The organism is Sphingobacterium sp. UBA5670, from assembly GCF_002420705.1.
Classification (GTDB): domain Bacteria; phylum Bacteroidota; class Bacteroidia; order Sphingobacteriales; family Sphingobacteriaceae; genus Sphingobacterium.
Genome location: NZ_DIIM01000021.1, coordinates 148,893 through 167,560 on the forward strand (window position 1 = coordinate 148,893; position 18,668 = coordinate 167,560).

Sequence of the window (18,668 nt, forward strand, 5' to 3'; positions counted from 1 at the left end):
CACATGCTTAAGAAATTTATAGAACGACCGGTACTCGCCACCGTTATCTCCATATTACTGGTCATATTAGGTGTGATCGGTATCTTAAAACTGCCATTGCAGCAGTTCCCTGATATAGCACCGCCAGCGGTGCAAGTAACGGCACTATACCCCGGGGCAAATGCCGAAACTGTTCTTCGTGCTGTAGCTCCCTCACTAGAAGAGTCCATCAACGGTGTAGAAAATATGAGCTATATGAGCTCCACCGCCAGTAACGACGGCTCCCTGATGATTACCGTATATTTTAAACTTGGTACAGACCCAGACCAAGCTGCTGTAAATGTTCAAAATCGTGTGGCACAGGCAACAAGCCAATTACCGGCGGAAGTTGTGCAAGCCGGAATCACGACTGCAAAACAACAAAACAGCTTAATTATGGTATTGGATCTCTATACGGAAGATCAGAGTAAATACGATCAAACCTTCATTACCAATTACGCACAGATCAATATTATCCCTGAGCTTAAACGTATTCCGGGAGTTGGACAAGCACTCGCTTTCGGTGGTAGCAAAGACTATTCAATGCGCGTATGGCTTAATCCAAATCAAATGGCGGCTTATAAATTGACGCCTGAGGAAGTAATGGCTGCAATTCAAGATAAAAACGTTGAAGCAGCGCCAGGTAAATTCGGAGAAAGCAGTCGCGAAGCATTCGAATTTGTTATCAAATATAAAGGTAAACTCAATCAACCTAGTGACTACGAAAATATTATTATCCGCTCCAATACAGATGGTTCTGTGCTAAAACTTAAAGATGTAGCCCGGGTAGAATTAGGATCTTATACCTATGCCAGCCACACCCGTATCAATGGAAAAGCAGGATTGAACATTGGTGTCATGCAGTTAGCTGGCTCAAACGCCAATGAGATCCAGATAGCGATCCAAGAATTTATGGAAAAAGCATCCTTAAGTTTTCCTAAAGGGGTCAAATATCTTGTTTTATACAATACCAAAGATGCCCTTGATCAGTCTATTGATCAAGTAAAACACACATTGGTTGAAGCATTTGTACTTGTATTTTTAGTTGTTTTTCTATTCCTGCAGGATTTTAGATCGACTTTGATACCTGCAATAGCTGTACCGGTAGCCATTGTAGGAACATTTTTCTTTATGCAGCTCTTTGGCTTTTCCATCAACTTACTGACTTTGTTTGCGCTCGTGCTTGCCATCGGTATTGTCGTCGATGATGCAATCGTGGTGGTGGAAGCTGTTCATGCTAAAATGGAGCATGAGAACTTACCGCCTAAATTGGCGACAACCTCTGCCATGAGTGAAATCACCGGAGCGATTATATCCATCACGTTGGTCATGTCTGCGGTGTTCCTTCCCATCGGTTTTATGGAAGGTTCCACAGGTGTCTTTTATAGGCAGTTTGCGTTCACACTAGCAATTGCGATCGTTATTTCTGCAATTAATGCCTTGACACTGAGCCCTGCCCTTTGTGCGTTATTTTTAAAACCGACGCATCATGCACATGCTGACGCTAAGAAGCTCAATTTTAAAGAACGTTTCTTCGCTGGATTCAATGTTGGCTTTGACCGACTTACGAAAAACTATTTAGGTAGCTTACGGTTTTTAATTCGTTATAAGTGGGTTGCATTTGCAGGATTGGGAATTACCCTGCTTTTGACCGTATTTATGATCCTTAAAACACCTACTGGATTTATCCCATCAGAAGATCAAGGATTCATTGCTGTATCCTTATCTATGCCAGCAGGGGCTTCTTTGGATCGTACCTCTGGAGCATTAGCCGAAGCGGAGAAACAACTTCAACATGCTGATTTTACCAAAACTTTAAATGTACTTGCTGGTTTCAATATTTTGACACAATCCACAAGTCCTTCAGCCGGTGTTGCATTTATCCTGCTCAAACCACACGAAGAGCGTGGTAAAATCAAAGATATCAATGCAATTATGGCCGATGTCAATCAACGTTTGGCAAATATCAAAGGGGCAAATTTCTTTGTCTTTACCTTCCCTACTGTCCCTGGTTTTAGTAACGTGGACGGTCTGGATATGGTGCTACAGGACAGAACTGGTGGACAACTCGGAAAATTCAGTGGCATAGGTCAGAAGTTCATTGGTGAATTGATGAAACGTCCCGAAATCATGATGGCTTTCACGACCTTTAAAGCAGACTATCCACAATATGAGCTCCAGGTAGATGATATCAAGGCAGAGCAACTTGGCGTAAGCACAAAAAGTATATTACAGACCATGCAGGCCTATTTCGGTAGTGCGCAAGCCTCAGATTTTAATCGTTTTGGAAAGTATTACCGTGTGATGGTCCAAGCTGATGCCAAGGATCGAAGTGAACCAACTTCAATGGACGGTATTTTTGTAAAAAACAGATTAGGAGACATGGTTCCCATCAATACATTAGTCAAATTAGAACGTGTATATGGCCCAGAAACAGCATCTCGCTACAACCTATTTAATTCAATCGGAATAAACGCGATACCAAAACCAGGATATAGTTCTGGAGATGCTATCCGTGCAGTTGAAGAAGTTGCAAAACAACAATTGCCGACTGGATTTACTTATGAGTTCTCAGGTATGACCAAGGAAGAAATTGTCTCCGGAGGCCAATCCACATTGATTTTTATTCTCTGTCTGATATTCGTTTATTTTCTGCTTGCGGCACAATATGAAAGCTACATCATTCCGTTAGCGGTTATTCTCTCTATTCCTACAGGTATATTTGGGGTCTTCGCAGCAATTAGCTTCACTGATATTGCCAACAACATCTATGTACAAGTCGCACTCGTTATGTTGATTGGATTATTAGCAAAAAATGCCATCCTGATCGTAGAATTTGCCATCCAAGGGCGCAAACAGGGGCTCTCTATTCCAAGCGCTGCACTTAAAGCGGCAAGATTGCGCTTGAGACCTATTATCATGACTTCGCTGGCATTTATTGTTGGTATGATACCAATGATGACAGCAGTAGGCCCCTCAGCTCAAGGAAATCATTCAATCAGTATCGCCGCTGCGGGTGGGATGCTTACAGGAGTCGTTTTGGGGCTTTTTATTATCCCTATTCTCTTTATCGTCTTCCAATTTATTCAAGAGAAGATAGGACGTGCTCCGCAACAACAACAGTCTGAAAATAATGCTGTTTCGTTGGAAATACCCGTGCATACAAACAATTAGTAAATCATGGCAACATTTAAATACATAAATAGCAAAGCAAAATTACTGACCGTTTTCATCCTGTCTTTTGTCGCATGGTCTTGTAAAACAGATAAGTTGGTCAGCAATAAAAACCTTGCCCCTAGCCTCCCTGATCAATACCGTGATCAGGGAAAAGCACTGCAAGAAAATAGTATAGGTTCAATTCCTTGGCGCGATTTTTTTAAGGATCAGGTCCTACAAACTTTAATTGACAGCGCGATTCAGCACAACTTGGATATGCAGCTGGCATTAAAGAATATCGAAGCGTCTCAACTGAGCCTGAAACAAGCAAAAGCTAACTATCTTCCTACGGCCCAACTACAGATCCGCGGAAATAGCACCAATCCATCCAATAATAGTATGAATGGATTGAGCCTCGGACAGTTTTTGGGCCAACATCATGTCGAAGATTATACGGCATCTCTGGGCTTGTCTTGGGAAGCTGACCTATGGGGTAAAATCAAAAACCAAAATATTGCTGCTTTGGCTTCTTATCTGCAGACAGAAGAAGCGAAAAAAGTAATTCAGACCCAATTAATTGCACAAGTTGCACAAGGTTATTATCAACTTCTGATGCTTTATCAATTGCGGGACATCGCTAAACAAAACTTACAGTTAAGCGATACAACTTTGCGAATCGTCCAACAGCAATATGAAGTCGGTGACATTACCCTACTGGCATTGGAGCAGGTTGATGCACAACGATTGTCCGCAGCAGCCCTCATTCCGGACTTTGAACAGCAGATTAGAATGCAGGAAAATGCGATTCAGATCCTTAGTGGAAAACTCCCCCAGGAGATCAAAACGGAAGAGAAATTGGCGAACATACGCTTTCCCGAAGAATTGGCAACAGGCATACCGGCAGATTTGCTAAGCCATCGTCCCGATGTTAAACAAGCGGAACTCGCTATCACGGCTTCACAGGCCTATCAGCAATACGCAAAAGCAAAAATGTATCCTTCTTTAGTCATCAGTGCCGAAGCCGGAGTAAATGCATTCAAAGCGAGCAACTGGTTTAACTTACCTGCGTCTCTATTCGGTGCGATTACAGGAAGTATTACACAACCTATTTTCCAACGTAAGGAGCTGAAAACGCAATATGAATTAGCTCGTGTCGAACAAGAAAAAAATGTGTTGATTTTCAAACAAAAGGTGATTTCTGCTGCCGGCGAGGTCTCAGATGCTTTAGTTTCCATTCAGAAATTGAAAGAAAAACAAAAGATTACATTGGATAGAACCAACCGTTTGAAGGAAGCTACAAAACACGCGAATCTTCTATTTGAAACAGGAATGGCTACCTATTTGGAAGTAATTACGGCCCAGAGCAATATATTACAGAGTGAGCTTGAACTCGCTCAGGTAAAAAAAGCAGAGCTTTCTGCTGTTGTTGATCTATATCGATCCTTAGGAGGTGGATGGAGCAACAACTAAAGCCTAAAAAGCAATTTTCTAATTTTATTATACATATCTGGTAGATGGGGGGCCTTTCAAGGTCCCCTGTTTTTTTTTTTGCGTACATCGTCACGTTTATACCGCCATGTAAAGTAAATCCTTTGATAAAAAACTCTAATCGCCTACTTGACACTTTTCTTATTTTAGCGATTCTTCAGCAAAAGGATTTCGTACACCGTTATAAATCCTTCAAACCTTGGAATAAAAGAGACAAATATAGCTGAAACAATGCGATTACTTTTGTGACATCATATAAATTTTATAAAATGAGAGATTTAAAAAAGATTGCATTAGCGGTATGTATCGCCTTAAGCACATTAGTAGCGGTGAGCTGCAGTAAAGATGACGAAACTGTTGTTGAGCCACAGCTTACACCAAGCGAAATATTGGCCAGTACACCCTGGGAAACAACAAACGCAAAAAATAATAAAGGAGAAAGTGTCGTGTTAACAGATGCCAATGTGTCAAATTTTGTAGGCTTTGCTTATTTCAAATCTGACGGTACATTTACCATGTTCAATCTTGACAATTCTCCCAAAATGCACGGCGAACGGACCGTATCTGCAGATGGTAAAACGAGAACAATTGTTGCTAAAAATGCATCTGGAGAAACATTGTTTACTCGTGTGGTTGATATTACTGTATTAACGAAGAAAGAATTCACGTATAGAGTTTATCCAAGCGCTAATGACAAAACGATCTATTTCGATATTATCCATACACCAACAACGCATCAAGAGCCAAAATAATTTACAGGATAACACATCGAAAAAATAGTTACCTCAATAAAACAGAAAGGCTTGACGAAATGATGTCAAGCCTTTCTGTTTATAGCTAAAAACGAACCCCATTTCCAAAGTCATTCTTTGACACTGTTATACCAACCGACCACAAAAAACAAATAACAACAAGATTTACAACCAATTAAAAAACAGAACACACAAATTTCATAAAGAATTATATTCTGATATGTCAAAACTAGATAATCTACCAGCCTTCGTCAATATACGCCTGAGTCTATCAAATTGATATTTCAGTCGGGGCTTTATACGCTTCAGCAGAAATTTGTCGCCCAATACTAAAAGGAATTACGAAATTTGCATAGATTTCACCGATACATATAAGTTAAAAGAATGCAGGATATAGCGATCTATAAAAACGATAAGACTCTAATTAGTACAAATAAAAAAAGGCTGATATTTACCTTTCTGTCCTTTCTGCTTATTTATCTCGTCGCCTATATTATTGATCCTTTCTCGAGTTGCTGGGATGGCTATTTTAAACGGAATATGTTCGAAATACTTGGTGAATGGACATTTACGATCATTTACAGCTTTATCATTTCCGAATTTAATATCATTGTCCATGACAAGCTTAATAAGTTCTTAACCTGGAAAGATAGTCCGACAGAGCGACTTTTACTTGAAACCGTCATCAACCTTTTTGCAGTACTCTTTATCAATTTACTTCTGGAGTACCTGATTTCAAAATATTATTTTGGACCTCAAAATGTTACTATAGCCCCATCTTTGGAGGAAAAAAGGGGGATGATTCAAAACATTACAATCAGTGTATTGATTGCGTTGATGATAATGGGGATCAATATTGGTAGTCATTTGATTACCAACTGGAAGAATGAATCCATGCGCGCAGCAAAGCTTGATCAGGTCATTCTTGAAACAGAACTTCAATCGTTAAAATTACAGATCGACCCCCATTTTGTCTTTAATAACCTGAGCGTGCTCTCAGAAATCATTCTCGAAGACCAACAATTAGGCTATGAATATGCAGAAAACTTCTCCAAAATATATCGCTACCTTCTTGTCAATTCCAAAAAGGACATTATCTCACTCGAAGAAGAACTCAACTTTCTAAATTCATACATATTTCTCATCAAAAACCGATTTGGCGATGGGGTAAACTTCGAAATAAACGTCAATCCCGCCAAACGCAATTGCCAATTACCTCCTCTTACCTTACAATTATTGGTAGAAAATGCATTAAAGCATAATCAGACAAATAAGAGAAAACCGCTGAAAATAAAGGTATACACCAACTCCCAGAATCAACTTGTTGTTGAAAATATATTAATCCCTATTGAGAATGTCTCCGAATCATCGGGAATCGGGATTTCAAACATCATTAAAAGATACGATTTGCTATCCAACTTAAAACTGCAAATAAAGAATGATGGCAAATCATTTAACGTTATCCTCCCACTTTTAGCGCAAGCATAATGAATATAACCAAAGTATTAATCATCGAGGACGAAAAACTCAATGCCGATCGTTTAAAACGACTTTTGAAGGAAATAAAGCCATCCATCGTTATTTTAGATGTGCTAGATAATATCGCTGATAGCATCAACTGGTTCAATAGCAATGAACTTCCCGACCTGGTGATGATGGATATTCGTCTATCGGATGGTTTAAGCTTTGAAATATTAGAGACTATAAAAATAGACTGCCCAATCATATTTACAACAGCATTTGACGAATACGCTGTGAGGGCCTTTAAATTCAATAGCATAGATTATTTGCTTAAACCTGTAGAAAAAACAGAGCTGGAAAATGCTATCCAAAAACTTGACTATCAAAAAGATCTCCAGATCAACCAACAACCGCTTCAAGGTTTATTGGATTTTATCTATCCGAAAGATTTTCGCTCACGCTTTCTAATTCCATTCAAAGACGGCTATAAAACCGTTCTCGTTGAAGAGATATTATACTTCTACTCCGAATTTAAACTTACTCATGCGCAACTCAAATGTGGTACTGTCGAAATTGTCCCTCAAACAATGGAAGAACTCGAACAGCAATTAAATCCAAAAGTATTTTTTCGCGCCAACAGGCAATTCATTGTACATATAGATGCGATCAAAAGATTACATAACCACTTCAACGGAAAACTAAAAATAGAGATTAAAAATAACGATCAAGTGGAAATCCTTGTGAGCAGAGAAAAGGCTCAACTGCTAAAAAATTGGTTAGACTATTAATGTTAAAACTGATCCACTTGCTCCTTTTTTCGTCAGAAAGGTAAAGTAAGTTTTTCGCGATGAAGAAGGGAATGTCAATCGATAAGACCGATATCTTCAACACAATTGGATCGTACCATTTAATATCGTAAAATTCAGATCATCACTGATACGTTTCAGTAAGCAATTGTAACGTCTCGGTAGATTTCTTTGCCTTATGGCTTAAAAGAATTCTTTTCTTTGTTTCATAATAAAATGATAAAATGGCACAAAGAACGATGACTTTAAAACCTTTCCTTACACTTATTACAGCAGCAGCATTATTATCGTCCTGTGGAGGCAACCAAGAACAACCGCAAGAGCAGGCAGTTACTGTTGACTTTATCGAATTATCTCCTACCCACGCGGAGACCGAAAAAAAATATCCTGGTACATTAGAGGGGACCGTCAACGTCGATGTCAAAGCGCAGGTAACGGGTTATCTTGATCAGATTTATGTCAAAGAAGGAGACTATGTTTACCAGGGTCAACCCCTTTTCAAAATAAAAGCTGATGTCTACAACGAACAAGTAAACAACAGCAAGGCAGCTTACCAAGCTGCTTTATCGGCAGAACAAAATGCGAAATTGGAGATTGAGAAAATCAAACCACTTGTTGAGGGTAAAGTGTATACCGAATTACAGTTAAAAACTGCAGAGGCCAATTACGCCGCAGCTAAAGCACAGGTAGCGCAAGCACAAGCTGCACTCGGTTCATCTCAAATAAATGCCAAATTTACGTTGATCAATGCACCAGTGAGTGGTTATATCGGCCGTATTCCTAATCGGATCGGAAATTTAATTACCGCAGCAGATGCGACACCTTTAACAACGCTATCTGAAATCAATACCGTAAATGTGTATTTTTCATTAAGTGAGGCCGATTTTATAGCCTTTATTAAAGATCAGAATAACAAATCATCCAATCAACAAGCAACGCTATTACTGGCTGATGGAACGGCATACAACCATTCGGGGAAAGTAGAGTTAGCTAGTGGTAACATCGACAGAACAACCGGAAGCATGGCACTTAAAGCAAGTTTCATCAATCCTGAAAAAATTCTCCGTTCAGGTGGCTCAGCAAAAGTAATCTTGAAAAAAACGCATGAAAACGTATTGTTGGTACCTATGGCCGCTGTCAAGGATATTCAAGACCGCTATTTCGTGTATGTTATTGGTGAGAAAAATAAAATTTCCATGAAACAGATTGAAATTGCAGGAAATACAGCTAACGCCTATTTACTAAAATCAGGACTCACAGCTGGTGAAAAAATCGTTATGAATAGAATTGATATGCTTAATGACGGAATGCAAGTTCAACCGACTAAGAAATCCACCATGTAACAAGAATAGCAGGTATAGCAAAAGCTGAACTACTCAAAGAAGGGCAACAAGCCTATACATTCCGTATTCACTTTTGGAAAAAAATGGTACTAAAAGCTTTATAAAATTTAAACTAAAATGTTAAAGAAATTTATTGACAGGCCAGTTTTGGCAACTGTTATATCTATCATATTTGTCATACTGGGGGTCATCGGTCTTTTTAGGCTACCTCAAACGCGATTCCCGGATATCGCCCCGCCCACGGTCCAAGTTACCGGAAGCTATCCCGGAGGAAATAGCGAAACAGTATTGAGATCGGTTGTGACACCCCTTGAAGAGCAAATCAATGGTGTGGAGGATATGGAATACATTACATCTACTGCAAGTAATGATGGTACATTCTCTGTACGTATTGTCTTTAAAGCAGGTGTAAATCCAGATCAGGCAGCCGTAAATGTGCAAAATAGGGTACAACAGGCTACTCCTATACTGCCACAGGAAGTTGTCCGAATGGGATTAACCACCTCCAAGCAACAAAATAGTATGATCATGATATTTAATATCTATACAGAAGATAATAAAAAATATGATGAACTATTTTTACAGAATTATGTGAACATCAACTTGATCCCACAGATCAAGCGTGTACCTGGGGTCGGTCAGGCCATGGTATTCGGTTCCAAAGACTATTCGATGCGTGTATGGTTGAATCCGCAAAAAATGGCGAGTTATGGACTTGTGCCACAAGAAGTCATTGCTGCAATTTCCAAACAAAGTTTAGAGTCAGCTCCCGGAAAATTAGGTGAAGAGTCTAAAGCACCCTTGGAATATGTCATCAGATATAAAGGGAAAAAGAATCTTCCAGAGCAGTATGAAAACATTATCGTCAAAAACAATGACGTTCAGATCGTTCGTTTAAAGGATGTCGCACGTATTGAGTTTGGCTCGATCAGTTATAGTGGTAATTCGCAAAATAACGGCCTCAATACCGTTACCATTGGTATATTCCAAACATCAGGCTCCAACGCCAATGAAATTGAAATCGGAATCGATAAACAGATTGAAATAGCGCAACGCTCTTTCCCTCCTGGGATCAAGATTTTTAAATTGATCAGTACCAAAGAGCGCTTGGATGAAAGTACGGCACAAGTACGTTCGACATTGATTGAAGCCTTCATTTTGGTTTTCCTCGTTGTATTTTTGTTCCTACAGGATATACGGTCGACTATTATTCCAGCAATCGCAGTTCCGGTAGCCATCGTAGGTACTTTTTTCTTCCTGCTGGTGTTTGGCTTTACCATCAATATATTGACGCTATTTGCCTTAGTACTCGCCATTGGTATTGTTGTCGATGATGCAATTGTCGTTGTCGAAGCAGTACATGGAAAGATGGAGACTTCCAATTTAACAGGTAAACAGGCTACCCATAGTGCCATGAGTGAAATTACAGGGGCTGTAATCTCCATTACCTTGGTTATGTGTGCAGTTTTTATTCCCATTGGATTTATGACAGGTTCATCGGGCATGTTTTATAAACAGTTTGCCTATACCCTTGTTATCGCCATTGTGATCTCTGCAATCAATGCCTTGACACTGACACCAGCACTCTGCGCATTATTGCTTAAAAATACGCACGCCGAAAATCACGATGGGCAGCCCCCAAAAACAGGATTTTCTCAACGTTTTTTCAAAGCGTTTAACGCTGGCTTCGAAAACATGACCAACCGATACGTTGGTTCATTAAAATTTCTGGCAAAGAAAAAATGGATTTCGGCACTTTTGATCCTGGCTACAATTGGCGTTGCGGGGTACCTCATGACAAGCACTTCCAAAAGTTTCGTACCAATGGAAGATGATAACTTTGTCGTCTACAGTCTGGAAATGCCCCCAGGAACGGGACTTGATCGAACCACAAAAGCGGTAGAAAAAATCGAAAAACTACTTGCCGATATCCCTTCTATTGAAAGCCATACAAGTATTACTGGATTCAATATGATCGGTAACAACTCCAGCGCAGCCTATGCAACAGGATTTATACGCCTGAAAGACAAAAAGAAGCGTGGCGAGATGAACGATATCGATCAGATTCACCAAGTGATCTCGCAAAAATTATCCAGTGTTAAGGAAGGTAATGCAATGGCTTTTCGCTCTCCTCCAGTGGATGGTTATGGTATGATGAATGGCGCAGAACTCGTCTTACAGGACAGAGCTGGTAAATCGCCGGTAGAACTCAAAGCAATGTCCGATTCCGTTATTGCACAAATTATGAAACAACCAGGGGTGCAGTTTGCCTATACCATGTTCAGAGCAGATTATCCGCAGATGGAACTGGAAGTCGATGAAGACAAAGCCGCTCAACTCGGTGTAGACGTCAGTGAAATGCTTTCGTCCGTTCAAACTTACTTTGCGGGTGACCAATCATTGAATTTCAATCGTTTTGGTAAATTCTATCGGATAGCAGTTAAAGCGGATGGCATTTATAGAACCGATAAAGAAGCCTTCAACGAAATATTTGTCAAGAATAATCTTGGCCAAATGGTTCCGGTGAACACTTTGGTTACACTTCGTAAAGTTTATGGTCCTGAGTCGGTAACTCGTTATAATTTATACAATTCACTCACGATAAACGTGGTTAGTACGCCTGGTATCAGTAATGGTGCGATCATGGAAACATTGGAGAAAAATGTATTGACTAAGTTACCGGGAGACTATAGCTACGAATGGACGGGACTTAGCTTGGAAGAGAAGTCATCAGGCAATCAAACCGTACTTATCCTAGCATTAAGCTTACTATTTGTATATTTCTTACTATCAGCACAGTATGAAAGTTATTTATTGCCCCTTGCCGTTCTGTTATCAATTCCAACAGGTATGATCGGCTCTTTCCTAGGAACACGTGCTATTGGATTGGACAACAATATCTACGTCCAGGTCGGCTTGATCATGCTCATCGGTCTTTTGGCAAAAAATGCCATTTTGATTGTTGAATTTGCTTTACAGCGGAGAAGAGCAGGCTCCTCACTCATTGATTCGGCTTTGGAAGGCGCAAGAGCGCGTCTACGCCCAATCTTGATGACTTCATTGGCTTTCATTGCGGGTATGGTACCCTTGATGTTTGCTACCGGCGGAACGGCTACAGGTAACCATTCCATCAGTACAGGAGCAGCAATGGGTATGTTAAGCGGCGTTATCCTTGGGGTAATTATTATACCATTACTGTACCTGGTGTTCCAATATTTGCAAGAAAAAGTTTCGGGTAAAAAGCTTACGGACAATACAGTACACAATACAAACGATTAAAATGAAAAAATTTCATCACTATATAACAATTTTCGCAAGCACTACCCTGTTGTTGTCCGCATGCAGCGTGGGGAAAAAATACACACGTCAGGAGATAGCAATGCCCGAAAATTTCAAAAACAGCGAGGTTGTTCTCACGTCCGATACGCTACAGCTATCCTGGCGTAAATTTGTACAGGACCCCTTATTGACCTCACTCATTGAGAAGGCTTTGTCCAATAATACGGACGTCAATGTAGCACTCCTCAACATGCAACAATTAGAACTCGCCTACAAGCAGTCTAAGAAAGGGTTACTGCCAACAGCTGATTTAAGCATTGGAGCGAACAGAACCTGGTTATCGAGCAACTCCTTGAATGGTTCACTGAGTGACCAATTTATTGGAACACCCTATATGGACGATTATAGTGCCACGCTTAGATTATCTTGGGAAGCCGATATCTGGGGAAAGGTAAAAATGCAAAAAGAGGAATCTATGGCCAATTTTTTTGGCCAGAAGGAAAATCTTTCCGCATTAAAAACACGCCTTATTGTACAGGTCATCCAGTCCTATTATAATCTGATTGCTTTGGATGAGCAGCTTAAGATTGCACAAAAAAATGTTCTATTGAGCGACAGCACACTTAGCATGATACGTTTGCAATACAACTCATCACTGGTCAGCTCGCTTGCTGTGGAGCAAGCCGAAGCTCAGAAGAAAACTGCTGAATTGTTGATTCCCCTAGCCCATCAAAATATGGAGGTCGAAGAAAATGCACTGAGCATTCTTTGCGGAGGTTTCCCAGAGGGCATTCAACGTACAGCAAGTTTAGATGATACGATCGTTGGCAACGGGCTAGCTACGGGAGTGCCGGCCGAACTCTTGAGCCGCAGATCAGATGTCAGAGCAGCTGAATACGCTGTAGTTGCTGCCACAAGCAGAATGGGACTTGCTAAAGCAGCGATGTACCCTTCCATAAGCTTGACACCATCCATCGGTACAAACTCCATTCAATTTAACAAATGGTTCGATTTACCGGGTTCTATTGTGAAAACAATAGCGGGGAATATCGCACAGCCAATTTTCCAGAAAGGAGCTTTAAAAACAAACTATGAGATATCGGTCATCGAACGCGAAAAAATAGCTTTGCAGTTTAAACAATCGGTTATGGTCGCAGTTTCAGAAGTTTCTGATGCCTTGGCAAAAATCAAACATACGGAACAGCGCCTGCAACTTATCCATGCCAAATCAAATGCCCTCGCCAAAGCCACCGCCGATGCAGCCCTACTTTACAAAAGTGGGATGGCAAACTATTTGGAGGTGATAACTGCCCAAAACAATGCACTTCAAAATGATTTGGAACGTATTACAGTAAAACGGGAAAAGCTCAACGCAGCCATAGATCTTTACCGTGCACTGGGTGGCGGAACAGATACTTTACCACCAAATACGCCATAGAATCACAAAATAAAGGCAACTGACTAAATATATGCCCCTAGAAGCAAAAACTTTCTAGGGGCTTTTTCATTACTTTTTTGCAGCTGCGCCCAAAATTCCTTATCTTCGGGTAAATACAAATATGATGAATAGAACGAGTTGTCTTCCTCCTCCAATAGCGTAATATTTTTTCTCTATATTACTGAAGCACAATACCAGAAATGGACCGAATTGCTGTGCTTCTTATTTTCTATCAATTTTATTATTTAACACCTTTCGTCCTTAATGGACGGAACTGGAAGACAATTTCTTATGAAACATTCATATTTCATGCTGCACCTTGCTGTGCTGTGCCTGGGACTATCTGGCGTATTTGGAAAAGTGATTTCACTCAACGAGGGGATACTCACATGGTACCGTGTATTTTTAGCTGCCGTTATCCTATTTTTTATTCTAAAATGGTATAAAATACCTACAGATTTTACTTTCAAAGAGAAACTTCATATTGCAAAAAATGGGCTACTATTGACAGCATCCTGGCTATTATTCTATGCTAGCATCAAATATTCAAACATTTCCATCGGCGTGATCTGCTACTGTATGGCAAGTTTTTTCACCGCTATTTTTGCACCGATAATCAATAAAACCAAAATCAGATTGTCTGAACTTCTGTTGAGTGGACTTACGTTGTGCGGTATTGCACTGATATTTCACTTCGATACCTCACACCAGCTGGGCATAGTCTTAGGGATAATTTCTCCGGCTTTTGCCTCACTCTATGCGGTTCACAATGAAAAATTGACCAAAAAGTACAACGCAATATGCATTAACTATTATCAAATGATCGGTGGAACAATAGGGTTGGTATGTCTACTTCCTTTTTACATTCAACACTATCCAATCAGCACTTTCATTCCCAATGCCCTGGATATTTTCTATCTGATCATCCTATCTTTATGTTGCACTGTGGGAGTCTATCTCGCATTTACAGAAATCTTAAAGAAGATATCAGCATTTACATTGAACTTAAGCTTAAATCTTGAGCCAGTATATGCTATTTTGATTGCATTTTTACTTCTTAATGAAGCAAGAGAATTAAACCTATCCTTCTATGTTGGACTGCTTTTGGTTGTTTCATCTGTGTTATTACAATATTGGATCAGCAGTAAAAAGAGCGCTTAACAACCTCCATTCATTTCCCAGTCCAACTAAGATTGGGAAATGAACATTGTTTCCTCCTTGTGCCAAGCAGGTAGCCCCGATAAACAGGTAGCCCCAAAAAAACATGTTGAAAAGAAAAATGTGTATCATTTTCAACAAAGCCTTATATTTATGAAACGATTCGGGTTTTAATTCCAAAACCAGCACAACCGGTCAAGCAATTTATTATATATACATTAAATAGATAGTTCCGTTATGAGCAATAGCAGTACAGAAAACAAATTTGTTAACCAGCAGATCCAATACCTTGAGTTTGTATCAAGCGACCTTGAACGTGCCAAAGCATTCTACTCAACGAGTTTCGGTTGGGAGTTTACGGATTACGGGCCAGCATATACGGCTTTTGGCGGAAAATATGTTGATGGTGGTTTTACACTTGGTGCCCCCATAAATGGCAGTATTCTCGTCGTTATCTATGCCGACGATCTGCAAGCTACGCGTGATCAGGTTATCCGTGCTGGCGGGACTATATTAAAAGATATTTTTAGCTTTCCGGGTGGAAAAAGATTTCAGTTCCAGGATCCTGACGGATATGAATTGGCCGTATGGACTGTTGAATAAAAGTTGAATACAATATATACTGAAATACAAAGCCCCCATATTTTTCTCATATGGGGGCTTTGTATTTTAAAATCAGGCTCTTTTAGCTTTCTGATAGTTTTTATTTTTATTCCTATTGAAACGCTTCTTTTTATGCTGTGGATTCTTTTTGGCAGGATTGTAAGTAGGTCCCGCTTCAAACCCCTCTGGCAATGGAAGTTGTTCAATCGGATAACCTATTAAATTCTCAATCTGAGCGAAACGATTTTGGTCTTTCTCATTGACAAAGGTAATGGCTGTTCCTGTAGTCGCTGCCCGCGCAGTACGTCCAATACGGTGTACGTAGTCTTCCGGATCCGGTGGAACATCGTAATTAACGACCAAACTGATCCCCACCACATCGATACCGCGAGATATCACATCTGTCCCTACCAGTACCCGTACCTGACGAGACCGGAATCTGGCCATGATATCCTCCCGTTTCGACTGCTCGAGATCCGAATGGAAACCCTCCGCATCAATCCCCTGCTTCTGTAATTCCTGAGCGAGAAGTTTGACTGTAGTTTTTTGGGATGCAAAAATAATAACTGATACATAGTTGGGATCCTTCAGTATATTCTTCAGAAGCTCCATTTTCTGTTGATCATAGGCAAGATATACTCGTTGATCTATCCCTTCCGAAGGTTTAGAAATGGCAATATTGACTTCCACAGGCTCTTGTAGAATTTTTCGGGCAAAAGACCTGATCTTCATCGGCATCGTAGCCGAAAACAAAAGCATCTGCTTTTTCTTCGGTAGATAACTTACAATACGTAAAATATCGTCTTGAAATCCCATATCCAGCATACTATCGGCTTCATCCAAAACAAAGTGCTTTAAATGAGAGAGATCAATCTTCATGGAGGTAAGATGACTTATCAACCTTCCCGGCGTAGCAACAATAATATTTACCCCCTCTCGTATGGCCCGTTTTTGCTGTTCATACCCCATACCATCACCACCACCATAAATGGCTATGGATGTTGCACCCGTATAATAAGACATGCCCATAATCTGCTGGTCAATTTGCATAGCAAGTTCACGGGTCGGAACAAGGATAATAGCGAGGATAGATTCCCTTGAATTCCGTGCTATTGCATCGAGGATCGGCAACATATAAGCTGCTGTTTTACCTGTACCTGTCTGTGCACAGGCAATCATATCTTTTCCCTCTTTAATAATCGGGATGGTCTGTTCTTGGATCGGCGTAGCCTCCTCAAACATCATACTTTCTAAACCTTCTTCCAAAGTTGGAACAAAGCCAAATTCATCAAATCTCAACGTATTGTTTTTATTGTTGTGCCCTAAATTACTAAATCTAATTCATAAAAGTCTAAAATTAATACCTATAGCTCGTTATCCGCTGTCAAATAGATGTCCAAATAGAATTAATCCATGAGGAAATCAGAAATAAATTTGACCGAAAACAACTGTCCTACACATTCCTGTAAGTCAAGCATACGACTGCTATCTATTCAACATCTAATCAATAACCTCTGTTTTCTTTGCGTCTGACACTGCGCTCAAAACGACATAGCCTAGCAAGCCAGCGCATAAAGATGCGATCAGAACCGCGAACTTTGCTTCTTCAATCAGCATGTTATCATCAAAAGATAGTATCGAGATGAAAATCGACATCGTGAAACCGATTCCCCCCAACAAGCCTACACCAAAAATCTGTTTCCAGCCAGCCCCTTCCGGTAATTGCGCAATCTTCAATTTTTTAGCAATAAAACAGATCAAAAATATGCCAATTGATTTACCAGCGATTAGGCCAAGGATAATACCGATCCCCAATTTTGAAGTCAAACCACCTATCATTTCCCCATGGATTGGAATAAGCGTATTCGCAAATGCAAACAAAGGAATGATAATGAAATTGACAGGTTTGGTCAATAGATGCTCAAGTTTTTCCAAGGGAGATTCTTCCGCATCCGGTGTTGTCGGCAGCGTCATGGCCACCAGCACGCCAGCAATTGTTGCATGAATACCCGAGTGGTGAACAAAGTACCAAATAAATAGTCCCGGAATCAGGTAAGCCCATATCGCTTTAACGCCCAATTTATTTAACACGATCAAAAACAGAAATATACCTAAAGCAATAAATAAATAGGTCGCATGAATACCATTGCTATAAAAGATCGCAATAACCAATATGGCGAGTAGGTCGTCAACAATCGCTAGCGCAGCCAAAAAGATCTTAAGACTGGCAGGCACCTTATTTCCCAGAAGCGTGATAACCGCTAAAGCAAATGCAATATCCGTTGCCATAGGGATTCCCCAGCCGTTTGCAGTATCGGTTCCCTGATTTAATACAAAATAAATGATGGCAGGCAAAAGCGCCCCACCAACCGCAGCCAAAATGGGCAGAATTGCTTTACTTGGCGATGAGAGTTCACCCTCTACAATTTCACGTTTTATCTCGAGCCCCACCAGTAAAAAGAAAATCGCCATCAAACCATCGTTGAGCCACAACAACCACGAATATTTTAAATGAATATGACCGCTCTCAAAGCCTACTTCCCGGTTAAGAAATTCCATTACACTGGCATACAATGATGTATTTGCTACGATCAATGCCAGAATAACACAGGAAAAAAGTATAATTCCGCCTGCAAAGCTGGATTTTAAGAACTCTCTAAAGACAGTTAAATTGATAAGTTTTGACATGATTTGAATATCTAAAAACGCTTACAAAGGTTCACAAGATACGATTTTTAGGACCATTTACCGAATTCCCTAAACAATATCGGGAGCTATATCCAATGTAAAAAAGGTGAATTAGCTGTGTTTTATCAGTGGTAAAGCTCTTCTTCTATCATTTTATTTTTCGAACCTAACGAATCAAATGTGAGAAACAAACATTATACATTAAAATTTCATAAAAATCTTAGTTATTTTTTACCGAATTAATTTGACTTTGTTGCAAAAAATACTTAGCTTGCTACTATAGTTAATAAACCGTTTATTATGTGCAAGAAGTGGATTTTCATGGTGCTTCTTTTCGTAGCAAATTTTACATATGCGCAGACGACAGAGGATAAAACCCAACATTCAGGTTCCCATTACATTATTTTAGCAATCATCGCTATCATTGTCATTGTTTATATATTATACAGGAGGCAAAAGAGGAAATTTAATGAATAAG

Annotated in this window: 12 protein-coding genes; 10 read left to right on the plus strand and 2 right to left on the minus strand. The window is 40.0% G+C overall.

Annotation, left to right across the window (positions count from 1 at the left end; all coding sequences use genetic code 11):
• Positions 1 to 3: 3 nt before the first annotated feature.
• The 10 genes from B3C94_RS18610 (at position 4) to B3C94_RS18655 (ending at position 15,502) form a co-directional block, all read left to right on the plus strand.
• Positions 4 to 3,192 (plus strand): efflux RND transporter permease subunit, encoded by a 3,189-nt coding sequence (locus tag B3C94_RS18610; RefSeq protein ID WP_293906473.1) that lies wholly within the window; start codon positions 4 to 6, stop codon positions 3,190 to 3,192.
• 6 nt (positions 3,193 to 3,198) lie between these two features.
• The gene (locus tag B3C94_RS18615) at positions 3,199 to 4,644 is read left to right on the plus strand and encodes an efflux transporter outer membrane subunit (protein WP_293906475.1); all 1,446 of its coding nucleotides are present in this window, start codon (positions 3,199 to 3,201) and stop codon (positions 4,642 to 4,644) included.
• A 287-nt stretch (positions 4,645 to 4,931) separates the two neighbouring features.
• A complete protein-coding gene (locus B3C94_RS18620; protein ID WP_293906477.1) occupies positions 4,932 to 5,414 on the plus strand; it encodes a DUF4822 domain-containing protein in 483 nt (160 codons plus the stop codon).
• A 384-nt stretch (positions 5,415 to 5,798) separates the two neighbouring features.
• Positions 5,799 to 6,902 carry a sensor histidine kinase gene (locus B3C94_RS18625; RefSeq protein ID WP_293906479.1) on the plus strand — a complete coding sequence of 368 codons (1,104 nt, stop codon included), beginning with the start codon at positions 5,799 to 5,801 and terminating at the stop codon, positions 6,900 to 6,902.
• Positions 6,902 to 7,663 (plus strand): LytR/AlgR family response regulator transcription factor, encoded by a 762-nt coding sequence (locus B3C94_RS18630; protein ID WP_120332713.1) that lies wholly within the window; start codon positions 6,902 to 6,904, stop codon positions 7,661 to 7,663. Before B3C94_RS18625 ends, B3C94_RS18630 begins: the two co-directional genes overlap by 1 nt.
• 242 nt (positions 7,664 to 7,905) lie before the next feature.
• Positions 7,906 to 9,024 (plus strand): efflux RND transporter periplasmic adaptor subunit, encoded by a 1,119-nt coding sequence (locus B3C94_RS18635; RefSeq protein WP_293906483.1) that lies wholly within the window; start codon positions 7,906 to 7,908, stop codon positions 9,022 to 9,024.
• A 117-nt stretch (positions 9,025 to 9,141) separates the two neighbouring features.
• Positions 9,142 to 12,303: an efflux RND transporter permease subunit gene (locus tag B3C94_RS18640; protein ID WP_293906485.1), complete on the plus strand. Its 3,162-nt coding sequence runs from the start codon at positions 9,142 to 9,144 to the stop codon at positions 12,301 to 12,303.
• 1 nt (position 12,304) lies between these two features.
• Positions 12,305 to 13,741, plus strand: coding sequence for an efflux transporter outer membrane subunit (locus B3C94_RS18645; RefSeq protein ID WP_293906487.1), 1,437 nt, complete (start codon positions 12,305 to 12,307; stop codon positions 13,739 to 13,741).
• 291 nt (positions 13,742 to 14,032) lie between these two features.
• Positions 14,033 to 14,902: a DMT family transporter gene (locus tag B3C94_RS18650; RefSeq protein WP_293906489.1), complete on the plus strand. Its 870-nt coding sequence runs from the start codon at positions 14,033 to 14,035 to the stop codon at positions 14,900 to 14,902.
• A 234-nt stretch (positions 14,903 to 15,136) separates the two neighbouring features.
• Complete coding sequence (locus B3C94_RS18655; protein WP_293906492.1) at positions 15,137 to 15,502, plus strand: VOC family protein; 366 nt, start codon at positions 15,137 to 15,139, stop codon at positions 15,500 to 15,502.
• Positions 15,503 to 15,574: 72 nt separating this feature from the next.
• Here the strand turns inward: B3C94_RS18655 and B3C94_RS18660 are convergent, their stop codons facing one another.
• The gene (locus B3C94_RS18660; RefSeq protein ID WP_293906495.1) at positions 15,575 to 16,801 is read right to left on the minus strand and encodes a DEAD/DEAH box helicase; all 1,227 of its coding nucleotides are present in this window, start codon (positions 16,799 to 16,801) and stop codon (positions 15,575 to 15,577) included.
• 201 nt (positions 16,802 to 17,002) lie between these two features.
• The gene (gene nhaA, locus B3C94_RS18665) at positions 17,003 to 18,190 is read right to left on the minus strand and encodes a Na+/H+ antiporter NhaA (RefSeq protein WP_293906497.1); all 1,188 of its coding nucleotides are present in this window, start codon (positions 18,188 to 18,190) and stop codon (positions 17,003 to 17,005) included.
• Positions 18,191 to 18,668: the final 478 nt, after the last annotated feature.

Excerpts from the sequence above, each read along its gene's own strand:
- B3C94_RS18630 (WP_120332713.1), top strand. The coding sequence starts at position 6,902 with ATGAATATAACCAAAGTATTAATCATCGAGGACGAAAAACTCAATGCC.
- B3C94_RS18655 (WP_293906492.1), top strand. The coding sequence starts at position 15,137 with ATGAGCAATAGCAGTACAGAAAACAAATTTGTTAACCAGCAGATCCAA.
- nhaA (WP_293906497.1), bottom strand. The coding sequence starts at position 18,190 with ATGTCAAAACTTATCAATTTAACTGTCTTTAGAGAGTTCTTAAAATCC.
- B3C94_RS18610 (WP_293906473.1), top strand. The coding sequence starts at position 4 with ATGCTTAAGAAATTTATAGAACGACCGGTACTCGCCACCGTTATCTCC.
- B3C94_RS18650 (WP_293906489.1), top strand. The coding sequence starts at position 14,033 with ATGAAACATTCATATTTCATGCTGCACCTTGCTGTGCTGTGCCTGGGA.
- B3C94_RS18615 (WP_293906475.1), top strand. The coding sequence starts at position 3,199 with ATGGCAACATTTAAATACATAAATAGCAAAGCAAAATTACTGACCGTT.
- B3C94_RS18620 (WP_293906477.1), top strand. The coding sequence starts at position 4,932 with ATGAGAGATTTAAAAAAGATTGCATTAGCGGTATGTATCGCCTTAAGC.
- B3C94_RS18625 (WP_293906479.1), top strand. The coding sequence starts at position 5,799 with ATGCAGGATATAGCGATCTATAAAAACGATAAGACTCTAATTAGTACA.
- B3C94_RS18640 (WP_293906485.1), top strand. The coding sequence starts at position 9,142 with ATGTTAAAGAAATTTATTGACAGGCCAGTTTTGGCAACTGTTATATCT.
- B3C94_RS18645 (WP_293906487.1), top strand. The coding sequence starts at position 12,305 with ATGAAAAAATTTCATCACTATATAACAATTTTCGCAAGCACTACCCTG.
- B3C94_RS18635 (WP_293906483.1), top strand. The coding sequence starts at position 7,906 with ATGGCACAAAGAACGATGACTTTAAAACCTTTCCTTACACTTATTACA.